General features: G+C 67.5%; 20 protein-coding genes. 7 read left to right on the forward strand and 13 right to left on the reverse strand.

From position 1 onward, the window contains the following. The first annotated feature begins 106 nt into the window (after positions 1 to 106). The 3 genes from ACYQ07_RS12565 (at position 107) to ACYQ07_RS12575 (ending at position 6,497) form a co-directional block, all read left to right on the forward strand. On the forward strand, positions 107 to 2,899 hold the full coding sequence (locus ACYQ07_RS12565; RefSeq protein ID WP_459882108.1) for an AAA domain-containing protein: 2,793 nt from the start codon (positions 107 to 109) through the stop codon (positions 2,897 to 2,899). A 104-nt stretch (positions 2,900 to 3,003) separates the two neighbouring features. Continuing rightward, complete coding sequence (locus ACYQ07_RS12570) at positions 3,004 to 4,758, forward strand: cation:proton antiporter domain-containing protein (protein WP_459882110.1); 1,755 nt, start codon at positions 3,004 to 3,006, stop codon at positions 4,756 to 4,758. 47 nt (positions 4,759 to 4,805) lie between these two features. Continuing rightward, a complete protein-coding gene (locus ACYQ07_RS12575) occupies positions 4,806 to 6,497 on the forward strand; it encodes a cation:proton antiporter domain-containing protein (protein WP_459882112.1) in 1,692 nt (563 codons plus the stop codon). A 7-nt stretch (positions 6,498 to 6,504) separates the two neighbouring features. On the opposite strand, the gene ACYQ07_RS12580 is transcribed toward ACYQ07_RS12575, so the two are convergent. Genes ACYQ07_RS12580 through ACYQ07_RS12595 form a run of 4 tightly spaced genes read right to left on the reverse strand, consistent with a single transcriptional unit; the run spans position 6,505 to position 10,591 of the window. Continuing rightward, the gene (locus tag ACYQ07_RS12580) at positions 6,505 to 6,867 is read right to left on the reverse strand and encodes a hypothetical protein (protein ID WP_459882113.1); all 363 of its coding nucleotides are present in this window, start codon (positions 6,865 to 6,867) and stop codon (positions 6,505 to 6,507) included. Then, entirely contained in the window at positions 6,864 to 7,163 is a 300-nt protein-coding gene (locus ACYQ07_RS12585) for a hypothetical protein (RefSeq protein WP_459882115.1), read from the reverse strand. The genes ACYQ07_RS12580 and ACYQ07_RS12585 overlap by 4 nt, the downstream gene beginning before the upstream one ends. A 46-nt stretch (positions 7,164 to 7,209) precedes the next feature. After that, positions 7,210 to 8,895, reverse strand: coding sequence for a cation:proton antiporter domain-containing protein (locus tag ACYQ07_RS12590; protein ID WP_459882117.1), 1,686 nt, complete (start codon positions 8,893 to 8,895; stop codon positions 7,210 to 7,212). Further along, positions 8,888 to 10,591, reverse strand: coding sequence for a cation:proton antiporter (locus ACYQ07_RS12595; RefSeq protein WP_459882118.1), 1,704 nt, complete (start codon positions 10,589 to 10,591; stop codon positions 8,888 to 8,890). Before ACYQ07_RS12595 ends, ACYQ07_RS12590 begins: the two co-directional genes overlap by 8 nt. Positions 10,592 to 10,811: 220 nt before the next feature. On the opposite strand from ACYQ07_RS12595, the gene ACYQ07_RS12600 reads away from it, so the two are divergent. After that, the gene (locus ACYQ07_RS12600; protein ID WP_459882120.1) at positions 10,812 to 11,336 is read left to right on the forward strand and encodes a universal stress protein; all 525 of its coding nucleotides are present in this window, start codon (positions 10,812 to 10,814) and stop codon (positions 11,334 to 11,336) included. A 249-nt stretch (positions 11,337 to 11,585) separates the two neighbouring features. On the opposite strand, the gene thiM is transcribed toward ACYQ07_RS12600, so the two are convergent. The 7 genes from thiM to ACYQ07_RS12635 form a co-directional block, all read right to left on the reverse strand. Further along, positions 11,586 to 12,443, reverse strand: a complete 858-nt coding sequence (thiM, locus tag ACYQ07_RS12605; protein ID WP_459882122.1) for a hydroxyethylthiazole kinase — start codon at positions 12,441 to 12,443, stop codon at positions 11,586 to 11,588. Further along, positions 12,433 to 13,071, reverse strand: coding sequence for a thiamine phosphate synthase (thiE, locus tag ACYQ07_RS12610; RefSeq protein WP_459882124.1), 639 nt, complete (start codon positions 13,069 to 13,071; stop codon positions 12,433 to 12,435). Before thiE ends, thiM begins: the two co-directional genes overlap by 11 nt. Positions 13,072 to 13,177: 106 nt before the next feature. Then, positions 13,178 to 14,032 carry a mechanosensitive ion channel family protein gene (locus tag ACYQ07_RS12615; protein WP_459882125.1) on the reverse strand — a complete coding sequence of 285 codons (855 nt, stop codon included), beginning with the start codon at positions 14,030 to 14,032 and terminating at the stop codon, positions 13,178 to 13,180. Between the two features lie 51 nt (positions 14,033 to 14,083). Further along, a complete protein-coding gene (cofG, locus tag ACYQ07_RS12620; RefSeq protein ID WP_459882127.1) occupies positions 14,084 to 15,286 on the reverse strand; it encodes a 7,8-didemethyl-8-hydroxy-5-deazariboflavin synthase subunit CofG in 1,203 nt (400 codons plus the stop codon). A gap of 44 nt (positions 15,287 to 15,330) precedes the next feature. Next, positions 15,331 to 15,957 carry a 2-phospho-L-lactate guanylyltransferase gene (gene cofC / locus ACYQ07_RS12625; protein ID WP_459882128.1) on the reverse strand — a complete coding sequence of 209 codons (627 nt, stop codon included), beginning with the start codon at positions 15,955 to 15,957 and terminating at the stop codon, positions 15,331 to 15,333. A gap of 10 nt (positions 15,958 to 15,967) precedes the next feature. Next, on the reverse strand, positions 15,968 to 17,146 hold the full coding sequence (locus ACYQ07_RS12630) for a tubulin/FtsZ family protein (protein WP_459882130.1): 1,179 nt from the start codon (positions 17,144 to 17,146) through the stop codon (positions 15,968 to 15,970). Between the two features lie 256 nt (positions 17,147 to 17,402). After that, positions 17,403 to 18,299, reverse strand: coding sequence for a complex I NDUFA9 subunit family protein (locus ACYQ07_RS12635; RefSeq protein WP_459882132.1), 897 nt, complete (start codon positions 18,297 to 18,299; stop codon positions 17,403 to 17,405). Between the two features lie 171 nt (positions 18,300 to 18,470). Between ACYQ07_RS12635 and tmk the strand changes: the two genes are divergently transcribed. After that, complete coding sequence (gene tmk, locus ACYQ07_RS12640) at positions 18,471 to 19,067, forward strand: dTMP kinase (protein WP_459882134.1); 597 nt, start codon at positions 18,471 to 18,473, stop codon at positions 19,065 to 19,067. 37 nt (positions 19,068 to 19,104) lie between these two features. Here the strand turns inward: tmk and ACYQ07_RS12645 are convergent, their stop codons facing one another. Together ACYQ07_RS12645 and ACYQ07_RS12650 are read right to left on the reverse strand one after the other, a co-directional pair. Beyond that, a complete protein-coding gene (locus tag ACYQ07_RS12645) occupies positions 19,105 to 19,455 on the reverse strand; it encodes a DUF7977 family protein (RefSeq protein WP_459882136.1) in 351 nt (116 codons plus the stop codon). Beyond that, entirely contained in the window at positions 19,445 to 20,485 is a 1,041-nt protein-coding gene (locus tag ACYQ07_RS12650) for a zinc-binding dehydrogenase (RefSeq protein ID WP_459882138.1), read from the reverse strand. Before ACYQ07_RS12650 ends, ACYQ07_RS12645 begins: the two co-directional genes overlap by 11 nt. 119 nt (positions 20,486 to 20,604) lie before the next feature. Here ACYQ07_RS12650 and ACYQ07_RS12655 point away from each other — a divergent pair, with 119 nt between their 5' ends. Then, positions 20,605 to 21,267 (forward strand): MogA/MoaB family molybdenum cofactor biosynthesis protein, encoded by a 663-nt coding sequence (locus ACYQ07_RS12655; protein ID WP_459882140.1) that lies wholly within the window; start codon positions 20,605 to 20,607, stop codon positions 21,265 to 21,267. Between the two features lie 61 nt (positions 21,268 to 21,328). Beyond that, positions 21,329 to 21,838: a hypothetical protein gene (locus ACYQ07_RS12660; RefSeq protein WP_459882142.1), complete on the forward strand. Its 510-nt coding sequence runs from the start codon at positions 21,329 to 21,331 to the stop codon at positions 21,836 to 21,838. Positions 21,839 to 22,351 lie beyond the last annotated feature (513 nt).

Here is a 22,351-nt window from a genome sequence, read left to right on the forward strand (position 1 = left end):
CCGTGGGAGGGCCGCCTATAAGGCGGCTACGGGTTCCGTCGGGACCTCGACCGGTCGACCCCCAGCCCACCGACAGCGTTTTTCGCCGCCAACGAGGAGAGAAGGCGTGAACGTTCGGGGGCCGATCCTCTCCGTCGGAGAGACGCGAACGGTGTCGACGTCGTACGGCGAGTCGGAGCTCCGGGAAGTGCGGATCCGCCCGGAGCGCGGCGCCGCCGACGCCGTCGACGTGACGCTGTGGGGCAAGTGGGCGGAGACGGGCGAGCACGCCGAGCCCGGCATGGAGCTGCTCGTCACGGAGGTCGAGGAGGACGACTACGGCGGCGAGACGGGCTACGCCACCACGAAGGAGTCGTGGGTCGTCCTCGAACCCGACTTCCTCGTCGACGTGACCGGGATCCGGTCGTGGGTGCAGTGTCCGCGGATGTACTACCTCAACAAGCTCTCGGGCATCCCGCTGAACTACCCCGTCGTGAAAGGGACGGTCGTCCACGAGGTGTTCGGCGACCTCCTCCGTGGCGTCGACCTTGAGGTCTCCGTCGAGGACCGGGTCGCCGAGGCCGGCCTCGAACTCGGGCTGCTCGGGTACGACGCCGCGGAGGTCGAAGACGAGGTGCGCCGGAACGCGGCCGCCGTCGAGGGGTGGCTCGCGCAGGGCACGCTCACCGACGAGGACTCCTGGCGGTCGGAGTTCACCCTCATCTCGCCCACGTTCGGCTTAAAAGGGCGCGCCGACGCACTCCGCCGCGGGACGCCCGTCGAGCTCAAGACGGGGAAGAACACCAACCGCGAGCCACGGTTTCAGGACAAGATCCAGGCGGCCTGCTACGCGTTGATGCTCGACGAGCGTGGCGTCGACCCCGACATCGGGACCCTCCTCTACACGAAAAACACCGCGCTGGAGCGCAACGAGGAGACCGGCGACCTCGCGCCGGCCAAGGAGTTCCCCGTCGGCGACGGCCTCCTGAAGTTCGTCGTACGGACCCGCAACGAGCTGGCGGCGATGGAGTGGCGCGCGCTCAACGAGGCCGGCGACCGCCCCACCGTCCCCTCGGGCTACGAGGCGGACGCAAACTGCGAGTACTGCTTCGAGCAGGACACCTGCATGGTCGTCTCCGGGCGGCTTGACCAGGAGTCGAAGGCGGGCCAGATCGGCCAGCCGCTTCCGGAGGCCGAACGCGACTACTTCGACCGGTTGTACACCGCCATCGAGCAGGAGCGACGCGAGACCCACGCGGAGTACCGGAAGCTCTGGGAGCAGACGCCCGCCGAGCGCGCCGACGACGACCGCGCGCTGATCGACCTCGACCCGATCTCCCAAGAGGAGATCGCGGACAACCGCTGGGAGCTCCGCGCTCGCAAGCCGGACGACGCCGTCTCCAAGCTCCGCGAGGGCGACGTGGCGCTTGCCAGCGACGGCGACCCCGTGTCGGGTCACGCCGAGCTCGGCCGGATCCGTGTGCTGGGCGAGGAGATCGTCGTCGAGACGGACGAGCCGGTCGAGCTCCGGCGGCTCGACGTTTACCCCTCGGAGATCTCCGTCGATCGGATGCTCACCGCGCTCCACGACGCCGTGTTGAAGGGGAGCGAGGACCGCAAGGACGTGCTGTTCGGCCGGCGGGAGCCCGCGTTCGGCGGCGGAACGGGGGCGGCGATGGAAGCGGCAGGGCAAGCGGAGGGGGAGAGAGAAGGTGACGACGACGCGGACGCCGACCCCGCCGGCGACGACTGGACGACCGACGACCGCCTCGCCACCTACATCGACAACAACGACGCCCAGAACGCCGCGGTGAACCTCGCGGTCGACGCCGAGGACTTCGCGCTCATCCACGGCCCACCCGGCACGGGCAAGACGTACACCATCGCCCGTACCGTCCGGGCGCTCGTCGAGGACGGCAACCGGGTCCTCCTCTCGGCGTTCACCAATCGCGCGGTTGACAACGCGCTCGAAGCGCTCCGCGAGCAGGGACTCGGCGACGACGCGGACGGGACGGTGCTCCGGTACGGCACCGAAAACGGCGTTCGCGTCGACATGACGGACCTCCGGCTCGACACGCGGGGCGACCCGAATGCGACGGCGGCGACCCTCAAAAACGCCGACGTGGTCGCCGCGACGACCGCGGGCTGCGGATCCCGCGTCATGCGCGAGTGCGAGTTCGACGTGGCGCTCGTCGACGAGGCCTCACAGCTCACGGAGCCGGGGACCCACGCCGCGGCGAACCTCGCGGACCGCTTCGTGCTCGTTGGCGACCACGAGCAGCTGCCCCCGGTCGTGCGCGCCGAAAACGACCTCCAAACGTCGCTGTTCCAGCGGCTTATCGAGCGGAATCCCGAGGCGGGCGTGATGCTCGACCGCCAGTACCGGATGAGCCAGCGGATCCAGTCGTTCTCCTCGGCGGAGTTCTACGACGGCGCGCTCCGACCCGCCACCCCCGAGGTCGCGACCCAGACGCTGGCCGACCTCGGCGTGGACACCGACGACCTTCCCGCGGAACTGCGCGCCGGCGTCAGCTTCGTCGACCCGGACGGCACTCGTGACGGCAACCGGAACATCCGGGAAGCCGAACGTGTCGCGGAGATCGTCGACGCCTACGTCGCGGCCGGCGTCGACCTCGACGACATCGGCGTCATTGCCCCGTTCCGCGCACAGGTCGCGGAGATCGGCCGACGGACCGACGCGACCGTCGATACCGTCGACCGCTTCCAGGGCTCCTCGAAGGAGGTGATCGTCGTCTCGTTCGTCGCGACCGGCGACCTCGACTCGCCGATCTTCGAGGACACCCGCCGGGTGAACGTCGCGCTCACGCGAGCGAAGAAGGCGCTGACGCTGGTCGGCGACGCGGACGCGCTCGCCTCCGAGCCGTTCTACGCCCGGCTGCTCGACTGGGCGCGGCGCTGACGAGGGCTGAAGTCGGTGGCGGCCGTCGATACCACGGGTCGGTTCCGCAGTGCGGTCTCATCCCAACCGTTATCAGACGTCTGGGAGAAGATGCACCGGATTAGATGGTTACGGAAGCCGCACTCTCGGCCGACCTCGCGATACTCCTGCTCGGCGCTACGCTCGCCGGGTTCCTCGCGAAGCAGACCGGCCAACCGACGATCATCGCCTACATCCTGGCCGGCGTGGTGCTCGGTCCGGTGGTGCTGGGTGTCGTCGAGGTCACCGAGATCACCGAGACGCTCTCCGAGCTGGGGCTGGCGTTCCTGCTGTTCCTGCTCGGGATCAAGATGCGCATCGACGAGATCAAACACATCCTGTCGCCGATCGTGCTGATATCGCTCCCACAGATGGCCGCCGTGGCGATCGCGGGCACCGGGATCGCGCTGCTGCTCGGGTTCGGGACGATGGAGGCGTTCATCATCGGGCTCGCGGTGATGTACAGCTCCACCGCGGTCGTGATCAAGATGCTCACCGACCTCGACGAGACGACGACGCTCCACGGCAAACTCGACGTGGGGATCCTGCTCATGCAGGACGTGGTCGTCGTGATTCTCCTGGCGGTGCTGGCCGCCGGGCGCCCGGAGAGCGTCACGGAGGTGGCGACCACGCTGGCGGTCGTGCTCGCGCTGGTCGCGGTGGTGACCGTCGCCGCGCTCGCCGCGTCGAAGTACGTGCTTCCGACGGTGTTCCGGCGCGTCGCCGGCAACAGACAGGTGTTCTTCCTGCTGGCGCTCTCGTGGGCGTTCCTGTTCGTCTTCGTCTCCGACGAGATCAACCTCTTTCTGGCACCGCTCGGGATCACGGCGTACCTCTCGATCGAGATGGGCGCGTTCCTCGCCGGCGTCGCCATCGCCCAGCTCCCGTACAGCAAGGAGCTGCAGGACCGGGTGAACCCGCTCACGGACCTGTTCGTGATGGTGTTCTTCGCGTCCGTCGCGTTGAGCCTCGAGGCGTCCGACCTGCTGTTCTACTGGGAGGAAGCAGTGATCGCGGCGCTCCTCCTGATGCCCGCGAAGTTCCTCATCTTCTTCGCGCTCATCAGCTGGCAGCGGTTCGACACGGAGACCTCCTTCCGCGGGAGTCTCTACATGATCCAGGTGAGCGAGTTCGGCATCGTCGTCGCCGTCGCCGCCGAGGCCGGCGGCTTCATCGGCGTCGAGGTGCTCGGCTTCCTCACGCTGCTCGCGATCATCACGATGGCCGTCTCGGTGTACTTCTTCAAGTTCGCCGACCTGCTCCACGAGAAGGTGGCGCCACACCTCGCGCGGTTCGAGGCCAGCGAGACGTTCACGGAGGAGAAACGCGAGTACAAGAACCACGCCGTCGTCGTCGGCTACGACGACGCGACGCGGAACGTGCTCGGCCTCCTCGACGACCACTACGACGACCTCGTCGTGGTCGACCGCCGCGCGGACCACCTCGAGGAGCTGAAGGATGGGGGCTACGACGCCGTCTTCGGCGATATCGGCAGTGCCACGATTCGGAAGGACGTGGCGCTCAAAAAGGCCGATTTCGTTCTTTCCTCGTCGGACCAGCCGGAAATCGGAAAGGCGATTCTCAGGGAGACCGACGACGACACGACCGTCATCGTCGAGGCGACGGATCCGGAGACCGCACACCGGCTGTACGAGCGGGGCGCCGACTACGTGATTCGCTCGGTGAGCCTCTCCTCAAAACGCCTTTCGGACTACGTCGAGGCGTTCCTCGACGACCGTGAGGCGTTCGACGCCGCCCTCGAGCACGACGCCGAACTGCTCAACGATCCGGAGCCGTTTCCGGATGTCCACGACCGAATGGGAGGTGATCTCGATGACTGACCGTCACACGACGTGGTCGGTCGTCGGACGACACGGAGGTGAGCGCCATGTCTGAGCTGCTCACCGCCGTCTCGATCCTGTTTATCGCCGCGGGGCCGTTCCTGCTGTTAGCCAACCGCTACGACCTGCCAGTGGCGCCGCTGTTGATCGTCGCCGGCATCCTTGCCGGGCTGTTCGTCGACCGGAGCGCGGCGATCGAGGTCGCCCAGTTCGGCATCGCGCTGCTGGTATTCACGTTCGGCGTCGGGATCCAGATCTCCGGCGTCGAACCGGTGTTGCGCGACGCGGAGGTCGTCGGGATCCTCCAGATCCTGCTGGTTGGGTCGATCGGGACCGGACTCGGGATCCTCTTCGGACTGGCGCCCGTCGAGGCCGTGTTCCTCGGCGTCGCCGCCGCGCTCTCCTCGACGATGGTGGCGACCGCACTGCTCGACACGGAGATCCGTCGGAACCTCGTCCACGGACGGCTGAGCCGGTCGATCCAGTTCGTCCAGGACCTGTTCGCGGTTGCGTTCATCCTGGTCGTCGGAGCGGGAACCCTCGAACTCGACCCCGTCGTCCTGCAGATCGGCTACGGGCTCCTGTTCGTCGTCGCCGCCGTGCTGGTGAACCGCTACCTCTTCGATGCGGTCGGGACGCTGGCCGGCGACTCCACCGAGCTGCTGATCGTCGGTGTCGTCTCGCTGCTCGTCGTCTTCCTCGGCGCCGCGGCGACCGTCGGCATCCCGATCGTCGTCGGTGCGTTCGCCGCCGGGCTCGCCGTGCGACACGACCCGGCGCAGTATCTCGGGCTGTTCAACGGGCTGGAGTCGATCAAGGACTTCTTCGTGGCGCTGCTGTTCCTCTCGCTGGGGGCGCTCGTCGTGATCCCCTTCTACGAGCTCGGCACCGCGGAGTCGGTCGAGAAACTGCTGCTCGTCGGTGGGCTCGTCCTGCTGACGGTGGTCGTCAAGCCGATCGTGACGACGGCGATCCTCATCTACCGCGGCTACGAGGCCCGCACGTCGACGCTGGTCGGGCTCAGCACGGACCAGACCAGCGAGTTCGCGCTGATCATCGCCATCGAGGCGCTGATCATCGGCATGCTGACCCAGTCGGTGTTCGACGCGATCATTCTGGCGACCGCCGTCACGATGGCCACCTCCGCGGTCACCAGCCGATACGACGAGCGGATCTACCGCGCGGTCGCCGAGCGTGGCCTCGTCTCCGGCCGACACGACAAGATCGACGATCTGAGCACGGTGCCTGAGGACCTCTCGGAGCACGTCGTCGTCGTCGGCTACGGTCGCAAGGGGGCGCGCCTCGTGGAGACGCTGGAGGCCCGCGACCAGCCGTACGTCGTCATCGAGAACGACCCGGCGCTCCGCGACGAGGTTCGCGCCGAGTGTGAGGCGTACGTCTTCGGTGACGCCATGGAGGAGTACACCTGGGAGAAGGCCCGGGCGACGGACGCCCGGCTGATCGTCTCGGTGACCGGCTCCGAATCCGTCTCACGGCGCCTGCTCGACCTCGGGTTCTCCGCGAACGTCGTGCTCCGGGTATCCGACGAGGCGAGCGCCCGCAAGCTGCTCGACGCCGGGGCATCGTACGTCACCGTGCCCAACCTGCTCGCCGGCGAGCAGCTGGTGACGTACGTCCGGGCGATGCTCGACGACGAGCTCACGCCCACGGAGCTCCGCGAGGAGGGACTGGCCGAGCTTCAAAAAGACCTCCCGTCGGAGTTACGGCGGGCGTACTAGCGGTCCCTCACCGGGCCGGCAGTTTCGTTCCACACCGGGGACAGAATCGCGACGATGAGAAGATGGCGTGGAGGTACTTCACCTCGAACGCGCGGTCACAACTCGGACACGTTTGCGGCTTCGGCTCGCGGATCCAGATCGGGGGGCTTCCCTTGATATCCTTCCGATGAACCTCCTCACGCGTCTCCAGTCGGCGCAGATACTCGCGCGCCTTCCGTTTTTGAATCTCCAGATCCGCCGCGAACTGCTCGTCCGTGTACGGCTCGAACGGCACCATCGCCTCGAACGCCACTTCCAGCTCGTCGTCCGGAATCTCCCCGTCAGCGGGTTCGGAACTGTCGCCGACCTCGTCACGGGAGTTGTCGGTCATTTCGCTGAGCCCGTCCTGAGCGGAGAGTTCTCCGGAATGGAGAGCCCCCGATTGTTGGCGACCGCACGCGTCCGGTCGCGCGTCTCCGCCGGCGTCGGCAGGTGGCCGGTCTCGTGGACGCGTTCGACCATCCAGTCGGTTACTTCGTCGATCGCCGGGTCCCCGCCGAGCTCACGGATCGCGGTCAGCACGGCGCGGTACTCCGGCCGGAAGGAGTCGAAGTCCTTCGTTCGGGGCGGAGATTCCTCGCGTCGTGCCTGTCGCACCCGACGGATCGCCTTGGATGGGCTTGCCATAAACTACGGAAGACGGCGGTCGCAAATAGCTGTTTGCCTGCGGTGCCTACACCGGCGCGTCGTCGGTGCGCGAGCGCAGATCGTTCTGCTCGATCTCGGCGATCTCCGCGAGGTGGCGCTCGCGGAGCTCCTCCGGACTGAGGTCGCCGGCGAGCATGTCGGCAACCACCTCATCCAGCCGTTCGGCCGCAAGCAGGTCGGGGACGACGACGAACGCCGCGCCGGCGCCACGCAGGTCGGCCATCTCGTCGGGGTCCTCAGTGCGAACGACGACTTCCGCGTCGGTCTCCGCGGCGAGGACGCGTTCGGAGACCCGAGACTGGCTTACCGTCGAGAGCACGAGACGGGCGTCATCCACGTTCGCTTTCTCCCAGACGTAGTCGTACATCGCGTCGCCGAGGACGTAGTTGTCCACGTCCGATCTGATCGAGGCAAGCAACGCCGGGTCGTTCTCGACGACGACGTAGTCGACGTCCTCCTCCTCACAGACGGTCGCGAGCCGGCGACCGAGCCGACCGTAGCCGACGATCACGACGTGGTCAGTGAGGTCCGGGTCGACCCGGCTCTGGTCGTCGATCTTGCGGGTACTGCGGTCGCCGAGCACCGGGCCGGTGACGTTCGCGAAGATCCACTCGTCGTACCGGCGCGTGAGCGAGGACGTGACCATCGTGACGGCGGCCGCCAGAATGATCGCGTCGAACAGGTCGGGCGTGATCCGGTTGATCAGCAGTGCCTGGATGGCGATGATCAGCGCGAACTCGCTGATCTGGTCGAGACTGGCGCTCGTCAGCGTCGCGGTCCGAACGTCGTACCCCTCCCGGATCAGCGTCAGCATCGTGACGACGGGCTTGACGACAGCGGTGAGCACGGCGAGCACGGCGGCGACGACGAACACCTCCAGCGAGGGGAGGGAAACGAGCGCGCCGAGTGTGACGAAGAAGATCACGACGAAGAAGTCCTTGATCGACCCGATCCCGTTGAGCATTCCGAGGTTCTGCGTGTAGTCCCGTTTGATCGCGAGGCCGGCGGCGAACGCGCCGACGACCGGCGAGATGCCGACCACGTCCGAGAGCGTGAGAAAGACGATCAACAGCGAGATGGCGCCGATCATCATCAGCTCCTGGGACCCCTCAGCGAACTTGGTGAGGTAGTCGAAGAAGTGCCGCTGGATCACGAGCGCCAGCAGGATGACGACGACCCCGTATCCGATCTGTGCGGCGACCGCGTCGGGGGTGAACGTCGCCACACTCAACATCAACACCAGCCCGATGGCGAGGAAGTCGTCGAGCAGGTGGATCGACTTCGCCAGCCGGCCGTGAACCAGATTGTTGCGGATCTCGACTTCGAGGAGTCCGGTGCCGACGAGCGTCGAGCTCAGCGTGGCGGCGACCGAGAAGACGAACGCGCCGAGGAGGTCGAAGCCGAGTAGGAGCCCGACCGCGAAGCTCAGCGGACCGACCACGACGACCTGCGCGCCGGCGACCGATTCGCTGTCGCGGAACACGGTCGCGAGCTTCGGGAGGTCGACGCCGACGCCGAAGACGAAGACGAGGAACGCGATCCCCCACTGTGCCAGGTCGAGCAGGATGTTCACGTCGTCGATGGCGAAGCCGGCGACGAACCCCGCGATGAGGTAGAACGGAATCGTCGGCAGCGAGAACCGGTTGGCGACCAGCAACACTGCGCCGGCGCTGATGAAGATCGCCGACAGCGCCGCGATCAGCTCAGACATCGTCGGTACCCCCGTCAGTTTCCGGGTCGCCATTCGACGGCAGGGTCTCCGGGTCCGCGTCGGCGAACCGACGCTCGCCGCGGAGCACCGCCCGAAGCTGTTCGGCCACGCGGTCGGCGGAGAGGTGCGTGCTCATTATCACGTAGTGGGCGCCGGCGTCGTACAGCTGGCGCGCCATCTCGACGGTGGTTCCCTCGACGACGACGGTGGCGTCGTCGTTCACCTCCTCCAGCAGGCGCTCGTTCACCTCCTGTTGGACGGTGGAGCTCAACACGAAGGCGGCGTCGGAGAGGTTCGACGCCTTCCGTATCTCGGCGTGTCGGAAGTCGCCGTAGATCGTCTCGTAGCGGTCGGCACGGTCGAGCTCCTCGACGTGCTCGACGTTGCGGTCGATCACCACCACGTCGTCGAAGCGATCGGCAAGCAGGGGGAGCGCGCCCTGCGTCACGCCGTCGAAGCCGACAGCGACGGCGTGGCCGTCGAACTCCTTGAGGTCGACGTCCGCTTTCCCCTCGGCCTCCCAGCGGGAGAAGAACGGCTGGACGCGGTTGTAGATGGCGTGATTGTAGTTGATGATGTACGTCGAGAGGCTCATCGTCAACAGCGCCATCAGGCTGAGGTAGCCGAGGATCTCGGTGCCGATGTACCCCTGTGTGACGCCGAGCGCGCCGACGACCAGCGAGAACTCGGACACCTGTATCATGTTGATCGACCCGAGGAAGCTCGTCTCGACGGAGAAGTCCTCCCGGTCGATGAGGTAGAACATGATCCAGAAGTTGCCCACCATCAACACGGCGGAGGCGATGATGGCCTCCGCCCAGTAGGCGGTGAGGTCGTCGGCGGCGATCTGCAGGCCGATGGAGGCGAAGAAGACGAGGATGAAGAAGTCGGTGATCGGAGAGATGCGGTCTTCGAGCTCCTTGCTGTACGGGAGCTGTGCGAGGCTGATCCCCGCGAGGAACGCACCCACCTCCACGGAGAGGTCGAAGTGCTCCGTCACCGCGATAAAGAGGAACGCCCACGCGATGCCGATCACGAAGAACACGTCCTTGTTGTCGGCGATCCGCCGGAACAGCGTCGGGAGGAAGTACCGCGAGGAGAGCAGCGAGAAGATGCCGATGAACGACATCATCACGAGGATCGTCACGAGCGTGGTGCCAACTTCCGAGGCGCTGGTGAGCTCGTCGGCCGAGAACAGTGCGAGGACGATGACGAGGTAGATGTCCTGCACGATCAGCACGCCCACGTCGATCTTCCCCGGGAGGCTGGTGATCTCGTCTTTGTCGGTGAGGATCTTCACGATGATCGGCGTCGCGCCGAACACGGTCGCCAGCGCGATGACGATGGTTTCGGTGAGGTCGAACCCGAGGAACCACGCAACGCCGAACGCCAGCGCCGTCTGCAGGATCGTCTGGAGGACGGCGATGTTGATGATGGGCCGCAGGATATCCTTGATATCCGAAAACCGCATCTTGATCCCGAGCAAAAACAGCAGGAAGCCGAGCCCGAGTTCGGCCATCAGCTCCACGAGTCCCTCCTCCGTTACCACGTCGAGGAACACCGGTCCGAGAATCAGCCCGGTGAGGATGTACGCGATGATCGTCGGCTGACCCGTCTGTTTGGCGAGATAGCCGATGACCGTCGCGGTGACGATGATGATCGCGAAGTCGGTGACGAACGCTTCCTGAAGTACCATCCGGTGTGTAATCGGTAACGGCCGATGGGGTGTTAGGTGTTTGTCTTCGCGCCGATCGTTTCGACTAGTAACCTCCACATCACGGAATCCGACGGCCGGCGATCGCCGTTCGGATCTCGTGTCGTTTCGGGAACTATCCCCGTCACGGAACTGCCGCACCAAGAACCGGCAAAACGTGCAAACGCTTAAGATGCCTCGTTAGCTACTCACATGCAAGTCCATGACACTCTACAACCGACTTCTGGTGCCGACGGACGGGTCACCGGAGGGGGAGCGGGCGGTTGCACACGCTCTCGACTTGGCGGCGGTACACGGTGCCGAGGTCCACGCACTGTACGTGATCAACACCGCGAGCTACGCGGGCATGCCGATGGAGACCTCCTGGGAGGGCGTCGACGACCTGCTCCGTGCGGACGCCGAGACCGCCGTCGATGCGGTTCGAGAGCTCGCCGACGAGCGCGGCGTCGACGTGACGACCGCCGTCGTCGACGGATCTCCGAGCCGCGAGATCATCCGGTACGCCGAGGGCAACGACTGTGATGTCGTCGTAATGGGGACGCACGGGCGTGGCGGTATCGACCGGCTCCTGCTCGGCAGCGTCGCCGAAAAGGTGGTTCGCGGCTCCGCAGTCCCCGTCCTCACCGTCCGCGTCTCGGAGGACGACGAGCCGCCGGCGGAACGAGCCGGCGCCGAGGAGACGGTCGCCGAGCGCGAACTCCCCGGCGAAGCCTCGGGAAGCAGCTAGGAGATCTCCCGACCCGGCCGACGCCGTGTGAGGCTGCTGTCGGCCTCCACGGGATCCGGCACTCCACCCAACGCCTTTTGAACGATACCGCGCCAGTCCCGCCGTGCCTACTCGTCTCGCCGCGCGGGGGAATGCGGATGTGCAGCGTGGTCCCGTGCGGAGCGTCGTCGTTCGCTCCCGACTCGCATCCGGACGGCGGCGACACTCGACGCACGCTGCCTGTTCGCCCCTGCTACCCCGTCGACCGCCCTAGAGGCGGCGTATTCGGTCGGCAACCTCCAACGACGGCCGCTCCGCCGCTATCGCCGCAACCGTGTCCATGAACGCGGTGCGGTAGCTGGCCGGTCCGGCCGGTTCCGTCTCCGCAGCCTGCTCGCCGGCGAGCCCGTATGCCGCCGTGGCGGCCAGTGCCGCTGCGGGTGCGTCCGCCAGCGGTGCATCCGGGCACCGCGTTACGGCCGCGAACGCCGCGAGCGTGCTCCCGAGCATGCAGCCCGAGCCAACAAACGCTCCCATCAGCTCGTGGCCCACCGACAGCTCGTAGGCGGCCACATCGTCAGCGACGACGTCGGTCGGTCCGCTCACGATGACGGTCGCGTCGGTTTCCGCAGCCAGCGCCTGCGCAGCGTCAGCCGCGCCGGTCTCGTCACCGACGGACTCGACGCCACGCACTTCGGCCTCCTCGCCCGCGAGCCCCTTGATCTCCCCGGCGTTTCCCTTGATGAGGTCGAAGGAGACGGCGTCCAGCAGCTTCGCCGTCGATTCGACGCGGTGTGGCGTCGCGCCGTAGCCCACCGGGTCGAGTACCACCGGGACATCCGCATCGTTGGCGGACTCGCCGGCGGCGACCATCGCGTCGACCTCCTCGACGGTCGCCCGCCCGGTGTTGATGAGCACCGCGTCCGCGCCCGCGGCCATGTCGCCGGCCTCCGCCGGCGCGTCCGCCATCACCGGGAGTCCGCCCCAGTGGAGGGTGACGTTCGCCGTCTCGCTCATCGTCACCTCGTTGGTGAGATGCTGGACCAGCGGCGGTGCCTCGGAAAGGGCCGCCAGCGCGGAGCGCACGGTCTCACCGTCGACGGGCGGCTGCTCCGTCTCACTGGGCATCCTCAACCACCTCCGTCAACTCCCGCGCGGCGGCTTCCGGATCGTCGGCCGCCGTGATCGCGGAGATGACGGCGACGCCGCTCGCGCCGGCGGCCACCACGTCGCCGGCGTTGTCCGCGTCGATGCCGCCGATGCCGAACACCGGCAGGTCGACGGCGTCGATGATGGCCCGGATCCGCCCCGGGCCGATCCCGTCCTTCGCCGCGTCCACATTCTTGGAGGATGTCCCGTACACGGCGCCAACGCCGAGATAGTCGGCGCCGGCGGCTGCCGCCACCTCCGCTTCCCGAACCGTCGACACGGAGGCACCGATCACTGCATCCGGCCCGAGCTGGTCGCGAGCGACCTCCACCGGGAGGTCCGACTGACCGAGGTGGACGCCGTCGGCAGCCACCGCCTTCGCGAGGTCGATCCGGTCGTTGACGACCAGCGCCGCGCCCGCCTCGTCGGTGAGCTCGCGCAGACGCACGCCGAGCCGGTAGCGCGTTCGCGCGTCGAGGCCTTTCTCACGAAGCTGCACGGCGTCGACGCCGCCGTCGAGCGCCGACGCGACGACCGACGCGGTATCACGGCCCGCCGATAGCGACTGCTGTGTCACGAGGTACGTTCGCCACTCGTTGGGATTCATCGGTCGTACCACTCGGTCGAGGTGGCTTGTGGCTTCCGCTCTCGGCTCGTCGAATCGCACACGGAGCCGGCTACGGCAAAAAGAATGGCCAAGCCGTAGAACGCTGCTACTCGGCGGCCTTTTCCAGGACCTCGACACTCCCGGTGAGCTCGCGGTGGACGTACGGGATGTCGATGCCAGCCTGGTCGAACGCCTCCTTCACCGACTGGACGTACTCCGAGCGAACCTGCACGAAGTCGCCGCGATCGGGGTCCTCGATCCACCAGCGAGCCTGCAGACCCACGTCGGAGTCGCCGAGCTCGACGAGCCGGACGGACGGCCCGGGGTCGTCGAGGATCGCGTCGTGTTTGGCGGCCTCCTCGAGGATGATGTCGGTCGCGCGGTCGATGTCGTCGTCGTAGCCAATTCCAAAGACGAACTTCTGTCGGAGCGTCTCGTACGCCACCGGGTTCGTGACGGCGTTGTTCGCGAGGTCGCCGTTCGGCACCGTGATCCGCTCGTTGTCGAACGTACGAACCCGCGAAACGCGGAGGTCGATGTCCTCGACGCGGCCCGCATTCCCGTCCCACTCGATCCAGTCGCCCACCTCGAACGGCTTGTCCTTTAGGATGAAGATCCCGGCGACGAAGTTGCCGAGCAGGTCCTGAGCCGCGAAGCCGATGGCGAGCGCGATCGCGCCGCCGAAGACGGCGAACGCCGAGAGGAACGCGCCGTAGCCGGCGACGGTGAACGCGACCGCGATCGCGGCGACCCACACGACCGCTCGCGTGACGCTCGTTGCGAGACTCTTCACCGCCTTCTCGAACTCGCTGGCGGTGAGGGCGCGCTTGACTGCTGGCACGAGCAGAAGTTTTCCCAACAGCAGCACCGCCACGAGGCCGACGACGAACAGCGCCATCGAGACGGCGATCTCGCCGAGATTGACGGCCTCCCGGATCGTGTCGATCTGTAGTGGTACCATCGTCCGTGCCAATGGGGCGGCATTCAAAAAGGGTACTGGCACCGCAGTTTCTTACGACCGGTCAGGGCCGTTCCGGTCGGCCGACGGGGAGGCGGACGGGTCGAGCGACAACGGACCATCACCCCGAGCAACCCCACGAAGCCGACGCCCGTGGGGATCGTCCGCCCGGATCCGGTCGCGGACCGCCTCGGGGAGCCAGCCGCTTCGTTCCCGGGGGTCAGGCGCCGGCGCGATGTCGTCAGGACGAACGTCGTCCGGGAGGTGCCGGCCGTAGGTCGGCAGCCGTTCACGAAGCGGGACGCCGGCGGCGTCCGCGACTTGCTGTAGCTCGTCAAGCGCCGGCCACGCGTAGTCGGGGTTGACGTAGTCGTCGGTGACCGGCGAGACGCCGCCGAGGTCGTCGACGCCGCAGTCGACGAGGTCGGCCGCCGGGGAGAGATTCGGCGGCACCTGCACGGACACCTCGTCGGGGAGCGCCGCGCGGGCCATCGCCACCACCCGGCGCATCGTCGCCGTATCGGGCTGCTCGAAGTCGGAGCGGTTGTTGGGAACGACGTTCTGGACGATCACCTCCTGAACGTGGCCGTGTCGCTCGTGGAGCTCGCGGATCGCCAGCAGGCTCTCGGCACGATCCCGCCAGCCTTCGCCGATGCCGACGAGAATCCCCGTCGTGAAGGGGACGCCCTGCCGACCCGCGGCGCGGATCGTGTTGAGCCGCTGGCCCGGCGTCTTGCGGCGGCCGCCGGCGTGCGCGTCCACGTCGGCGGTCGTCTCCAGCATGACGCCCATCGAGGCGTTCACCTCGCGGAGGTCGGCGAAGTCGCTTTCCGTCAAGTCGCCCGGGTTCGAGTGTGGGAGCAAGCCCTCTTCGAGGGCGATCTCACAGGCACGGTAGAGGTAGTCGAGCACGTCGTCGTACCCCCACTCGTCGAGCTGTGCGTGGATCGCGGTGTAGCGCTCGTCGGGCTCGTCGCCGAAGGTGAACAACGCCTCCGTGCAGCCGGCGTCGGCGCCGATCCGACACTGCTCGCGGATCTCCGCGGGCGACATGAGCGTGGCCTCGCCTGGCACGTCGTAGTAGGTGCAGTAGGTGCAGGTGTAGCGACAGGCGGTCGTCAGCGGGAGAAAAACGTTCCGCGCGAACGTGAGCCGGTCAGGGGCGGCCACGTCGTCCGGGGAGACGGAGAGCAGGCGCTCGACGGCGTCGTCGTCGACGCGCACGTCGACCCCGTACTCCTCGGCAGCGGGAAACACGCCTCGGTGTCGGTGACGGGTGCCGAAAAGCGTCGCGGATCCGGCTACTCGCTCCGGACGGCCGCCACGCGTCCGTCGCTGGTGTCGAGCTCGAAGCCCGCATCGTGGAGCCAGTCTGCGGCCGCGCCGTCGCCGTGGACGAGCAGGTCGGCGAGGTCCGCTGGTTCGTCGATGTCCGTGGCGAGCCGGTGGGAGTCGAACTCCCGGACGCTGGCGCCGACCGCGCCGGCGTTTCGCAGATGGTCGAGAAACGAGGCGCCGTGATAGTCGACGCGGAACTCGGGATGGCGAACGACCAGTGCGTTCGTCCCGCCGCCGCGTCCCGGGGCGACGACGACCTCGCCGTCGGCCGTGAAGAGTCGCGTGAGCGTTCTTGAAGTCGCGAGCGCGAGGTCCGCCATCACCACCGCAACCGGCCGGGGCGCCTCTTCAAGCGCGTCGTTGACGGCCGTTGACAGCCCCCGTTCGTCGACGATGACCGGATGTTCGACCTCGATCTCGTCAGTCACAAGCACGCGAACCTCGCCGTCGGTCGCACCGGCAGCGGTGCTCGCGGCATCGAGTACGTCAGTCAACAGCACCCGTGCGAACGCCGCGCGCTCCCGTCGGTCGAGCACGTCGGAGAGTCGGGACTTCGGGCGGTCGGCCGAAAACGGCACCAAAACGTCCATCCGGTGGACGCTAAAACAGGGACTCCAGCTCGTCCTCGTCGTCGCTGACGAGCTCGTCGAGGTTCTCCTCGCTCTCGTCGCGGATCTCGTCGAGGTTGTCCTGCGCCTCGATGGCGACCTGCTGGAGCTCCTTGATGCGCGGAACGTTCGTCACGCCCGCGAGCAGGATGACCGTGGCGACGAAGCCGGCGCCGCGGTACGGGTAGTCGCCACCGCGGACCTCCATCGACCCGGTCTGCTCTTCGAGCCACTTGCGGCCGCGCTCGATACCCTTCCGGTTGAGGTACTCCGGCGGGCCTGCGAGCACGAGCAGCGCGCGCTCGGCGCCCTCGATCTCACAGGGGAGCGTGAGCCGGCCGAGGGCGGCCTTGCGCACGAGACTGGTGATGCGGTTGGTCGTGTGTGCGCTGTCGAGCTCCTCGCCGTCGTCGTCGTTGCGGAGCCGTGAGAGCAGGCCGCCCGAGGAGCGCTCCTCGACCTCCTCTTCCGCATAGCCGACGGTGGAGACGCCGCCACCCGACAGCGTGTTGATGATCTCCGAGGAGTCGACGACGGACTCGGCGACCTCTTGGCCCTGCTGGATCTCGCCGGCGCCGAAGAGGATGCCGAACCGGCGCACGATCTCCTCGTTGATCTCCTCGTAGCCGCCCTGGACGGACTCGCCCGTCTTCCGCCAGGCGTCGTTGTCGAACACCATCAGGTTGTCCACCTCGCGCACGAACGTCTGGAACGAGCGCGCGGCGTTGAGCGTGTAGATCCCACCCTCGTCGCTGCCCGGAAGGATGCCGAGCCCGTAGACGGGCTCGGTGTAGATCCGCTTGAGGTGTTTCGCGAGCACGGGGGCGCCGCCCGACCCCGTGCCACCGCCGAGCCCGGCGACCACGAGGAACGCGTCGACCTCGTGAACCGGGATCGAGTCGATGGCACCCTGTACTTCGTCGATGTCCTCCTCGGCGATCTCGGCGCCGAGCTCGTTGTCCGCGCCGACGCCGTGGCCCTTCACGCGCGACTGTCCGATGAGCACGCGCTGGCTCTCGGAGATGTGTTCGAGCCCCATGAGGTCCGCCTTGGCCGTGTTCACCGCGGCCGCGGCGCGCACGATCTCGGACCCCGTCCGCTTGTCGTACTCCAGGAACTTGTCGACGACTTTCCCACCCGCCTGTCCGAATCCGATCATTGCAAGTTTCATAGTGTCTCCTGTGTGCCCCGTTGGTCTTTGGAGAAATCACAGTGGGATCTCGGATATAAACCTTCTGATGGGGTTACCAACGTTGAGATTCTCACACGCGCACGGGAGAGCGCGTATTCGGCCGATTTCCGGGCCGTGAGCCGGGTATCGCGGATGTCCGGCTCCTCGAACGAACGGCCACACCACTGTTCACCCACCCGACACGACGCGATCGTCACCGGGCGAGCAGTCGCCCCAGCAGCCGAACACGCCGTCGTCATTCGAGCCCCAGGTACTCCGCGAGCGTCATCAGGTCGGCTTCGTCGACGCCGAACGCCGACACGTCGTTGTCGGCGGTGGTGTTGTCGAACTTCAGCGACCGGTACTGGTCGGGTCCCATCGGGAAGCCCGGCACGACGCCGAGCACGGTCAACCCGATCTTCGCCAGCGGCATCGGGAGCCCGACGATCTTCACGTCGGAGTCCTCGGCCTCGTAGACGAGGTTGGTCACCTCCCGGAGGGTGAGCACCTCCGGGCCGCCGACCTCGTACGTCTCGCCGGCGTGCTCGTCGCCCTCCAGCGCGTCCGCCAGCATCGGGACGAGGTCCTCGACGTGGATCGGCTGGAACCGGGTCTTCCCGCCGCCCGGAAGCGGGTACAGCGGCAGGCCGGGGGCGAACATCCCCTTCAGCCGCTTGGTGAACGAGACGAACTCGCCGCCCTCCCCGAACACCACGGAGGGGCGGAAGATCGTCCAGTCCAGTTCGCTCTCCTTCACGAGCTCCTCGGCCGCCCCCTTCGAGCGGATGTAGGCGGTGTCGCCGTCGGGGTCCGCGCCGAGCGCGCTCATCTGGACGAAGCGCTCGACGCCGCCTGCTTCCGCGGCGTTCACGAGGTTCTCGGTGCCGCCACGGTGGATCCGGTCGTGCATCTCGTTGCCGCCGCTCGGCTCGAACAGCGGCGAGAGCGCGACGAGGTTCACCACCGCGTCCTGGCCCTCGACCGCGGGCGTGATCGAGTCGTACACCGTCACGTCGCCGACGGCTGAGTCGACACCCTCGGGTGTATCCTCCGGTGAGCGCGCCAGCGCGGTCACCTCGTGACCACGGTCGACGAGCTCACGGCAGAGGTACGATCCGATGAAGCCGGTGCCGCCGGCGACCAGGACCTTCATGGAGCCGTCTTCGAGCGGGACGCCCGTAAACCTACCGTGGATGTCAGACGGTGGCATGACGCTCCCGGCGTCATTCCGGGGTCGTCCTATTAGCTGTGAGACACTACCGCCCACTCCGATGACCGCCACCAACACGGGGGCCTTTTAGGCAGTCACGGGCGAACGACGACCATGCTGATCACGCTGGAGGGACTCGACGGAAGCGGTAAAACCACCGTCTGGGAGGCGCTCCACGACGTTTATCCCGACGCGGTGTTCACCCGCGAGCCCACCGATAGCTGGTACGGCGAGGCGGTGTACCGCTCCATCGAGGACGACGACGCCGACCCGCTCGCCGAGCTCTTTCTGTACACCGCCGACCACGCCGACCACCTCTCGCGGACCGTCCGGCCGGCGCTCGACGACGGCAAGCTCGTGGTATCCGACCGCTACTCCGACTCGCGGTTCGCCTACCAGGCGGCCACGCTGGCGGCGAGCGACGCCGACCTCGCCCGACCGCTGGAGTACATTCGAGGGATCCACAGCGCCTTCTCGCGGCCGCCGGACGCCACCATCTACCTCGACGTGGACGCCCGCACCGCCGCCGAGCGCGCCGGCCGAACGAACAAGTTCGAGGAGTCGGGGTATCTCGCGGAGGTCCAGACCAACTACGAGCGGTTGATCGACGCGGAGCCGGAGCGATTCGTGCGAGTTGATGCAACCCGGTCACCCGAGGAGGTCATCGAGCGGGTGGAGACGGTGGTCGCCGACCTGCTCGCCGGAGCGTAGCGGAAAAGCCGTTGCAGAACGGGACGACGGCGTCGGACTACTCGGCGTCGACCGGCTCGTCGGAATCGGGACGCGCGTCCGTCCCGTCGGCCTCCGGCTCGGCGACCGCCTCGGTCATCGACCAGACGGCGATGAGCCCGAGGAGAACGGCCGGGATGAGTGGGAGCACCAGATACGTGGTGAAGAACGGCAACCCGAACGAGCCGGCGGCGTACGGGTACGCGTAGATGATCCCGGGGATCACCAGCGCGCAGACGAAGATGGCCGCGGTGAGCACCCACCCCTTTCGACCGAAGCCGTCGGCCGCCGGCTCGTCGGAGCGGGTCGTCACGCCGTCGTTTCCGGCCGTCCGGGCGTGCCCGCCGTCGGCTTCGGTGTCAGAACTCACTGTCGGGTTTTACCACCACTTTGCCAAAGCCCTCACGGTTCTCCAGGAGCTCGTGGGCGCGTGCCGCCTCGCTCATCGGGAGCGTCTCGCGGACCCGCGGCTCGAAGGTGCCGTCCCAGACGAGTTCGAGCACGTCGTCGACCTCGCCGGGCGTCGCCATCGTGGAGCCGAGGACCGACAGCTGGTTCCAGAAGATGCGGTTGAGCCCGGCGCCCGGGTTCGGCCCGGTCGTGGCCCCGCAGGTGACGAGTCGGCCGCCCTTCGCCATCGACTTCAGCGAATCGGGATAGGTGGCCTCCCCCACGTGGTCGACCACCACGTCGACGCCACGCTTGCCGGTGAGCTCGCCGATCTCCGCGGCGAAGTCGTTCTCCTCGTAGTTGATCGCGTGGTCGGCGCCGCACTCCTCGGCGTACCGGAGCTTCGCCTCCGTGGAGGCAGTGGCAAACACCTCACAGCCGGCATGGTCGGCTATCTGGACGGCAGCGTGGCCGACGCCGCCGGAGGCCCCGAGGACGAGCACCGTCTCGCCGGCCTCGATGTCGGCGCGGGTCTGGAGCATCCGCCACGCGGTCTGGAAGACGAGCGAGGCGGAGCCGGCGACCTCCCAGTCGACGCCGTCCGGGACCGGGACGAGGTTCGCCTCGGGCACCGCAGTCTTCTCGGAGTGAACGCCGGGAACGTGCTCGCCGATGATGTGGTAGGAGGCGCACAGCGAGGCCTCGCCGTCCCGGCAGAACTCGCACTCGCCACAGGAGACGCCCGCCGACACCGCGACCCGGTCGCCGGGCTCGAAGCGCGTGACGTCCTCGCCGACCGCCTCCACGATACCTGCTGCGTCGCTGCCGGGCACGTGTGGCATCTCCAGGTCGATGCCGGGGAGCCCCCGCCGCGTCCACACGTCGAGGTGGTTGAGCGCGCCGGCTTTCACGTCGACGAGCACTTCGTTCCGGTCCGGATCCGGGTCCGGATACTCGCCGTAGTCGATCACGTCTCGGTCGCCGTGCTCGACGAACTGAACGGCCTTCATGTGCGATCCAACCACAGGCTGCAACAAAACTGTACCCCAACCGGATGGATGGACGTGACGAGCGCCACGCCGCGTTCCGGAGCGCCGGGAGTTTTGTGTCCGCCCGGCAATTCGCACGTATGAGCGACCACGACGATCCCGCCGAGCGCGACATGGGTGCGACCGACCACGACCCCACCGAGGATCAGGAGCACGAGGGCGGCTACGGGGAAGCCGACGAACACGGCCACGACCACGGCGAGCACGCCGACCATGACGGAGATCACGGCCACGACCACAGCCACGACCACCACCATCACGACGCGGAGCACGTCGGCTTCGCCGTCGTCACCGTCTCGTCGTCGCGCTCCGTGGACGACGACCCCTCCGGCGACTACCTCGTGGAGACGATCGAGGACGCCGGCCACGAGGTCGTCGTCCGGGAGCTGATCCCCGACGACTTCGACTCCGTCCAGGGAACTGTCGACCGGCTCTCCCGCCGCGAGGACACCGACGCCGTGGTCACGACGGGGGGAACTGGCGTCACTCCGGACGACGTTACGCCCGAGGCAGTCGAGGGTGTTTTGGCCAAACGCCTCCCGGGCTTCGGCGAGCTGTTCCGGCGGCTCTCTTATGAGGAAGTCGGAACGAAAACGGTCGGGTCGCGGGCGACCGCCGGCGTCGCCAGCGAGACGCCCGTCTTCTGTCTCCCCGGCTCCGAGAACGCCGTGCAGCTCGGGATCGAGGAGATCATCCTCCCGGAGATCGGCCACCTCGCTGGGCTTGCGAGTCGCGACGAGTGACCGCCGGTAGATACGCGTCGCGGTCGGACGGTTTAACTCGGGTGCCTGCCAACGGTCGCCAATGCGACGCGTGACGGTCGCCGCGCGGCTCCCGACGACTCGCGAGGCCGTGCTCGATGCGCTGACTCCCGAGCGCCTGCTGGAGCTGGAGGGAACGTTCGAGGTCACCGGCGTCGAGGAGACCGCGGACGGGTGGCGAGTGAGTGGCCGGGCACAGGGCGGCGACAACCGGGGGGTGACGGTTGCGGTCCGCGAGCTCTCGGACGGCTACGCCTACGAGTCGGTCGAGGGCGGGTTCCTCGACGTGTGCCGGACGACCGTGCACGTCGATGTGCCGCCGGCGGACTCCGAGGCGCCGGTGTTCGGGGACCCCGACATCGTTGAGGCCGCCGGCGGTACCGTCCGCGTCCGGTGGGAGTCCGAGTTCACGACCGGCGGCACCTTCGCGTTCATCCTCGACCGGCTGTACGCCTCGAATCGCCGCACGGAACTGGAGCGGGCCGCCCGGCGCCTGGCGGCGGATGTAGGCGTGGTCGGCGGCAACAGCGGCGAGTCGGAGACGGCGGAGTAGCAGCTGACGGTTCTGTTGGAATTCTCAGTCGGTGACACACTCGGATCGGCTGTGGTCGATACAGACTCCTCGATGAGTGACACCGGGAGTACGTGTTTCACGTGGTTGGAGGTGGCGTTTATAAGTAGGTCTTAGATGGTGTCGTAGTTCGTTTATAAGGCTTGAATGATCGGTGGGTCGTCGGGAGTTCGCTGGTGAGGACCGCCTGCAAAGCCCCAGCCGGCTCCGGTCGAGGGCCTCGCTGCGCGCTCAAAAGGCCTCTCGGCACCGCCCGGCCTTTTGAGTGCTTGTGTCGGCCGTCTTCCCGAAGCCGGCTGCCCCTTTGAGTCCCGCCCCGCACCGCTCCGCAACCGCACCTCACACCTCCCCAGCCTCGTCGTCGCCTGCGGCGACGACTCCCTCGCGCGCCGACGAGCGCCCGCTGGGCGCTCGCCGGGCGCGCCACCGCACCGCACCCCGTTTATAAGGATAGCGCAACTACCGCTCTCGACGGTTTATATACTCTATCGCCGG

Source organism: Halorubrum gandharaense (assembly GCF_054654575.1).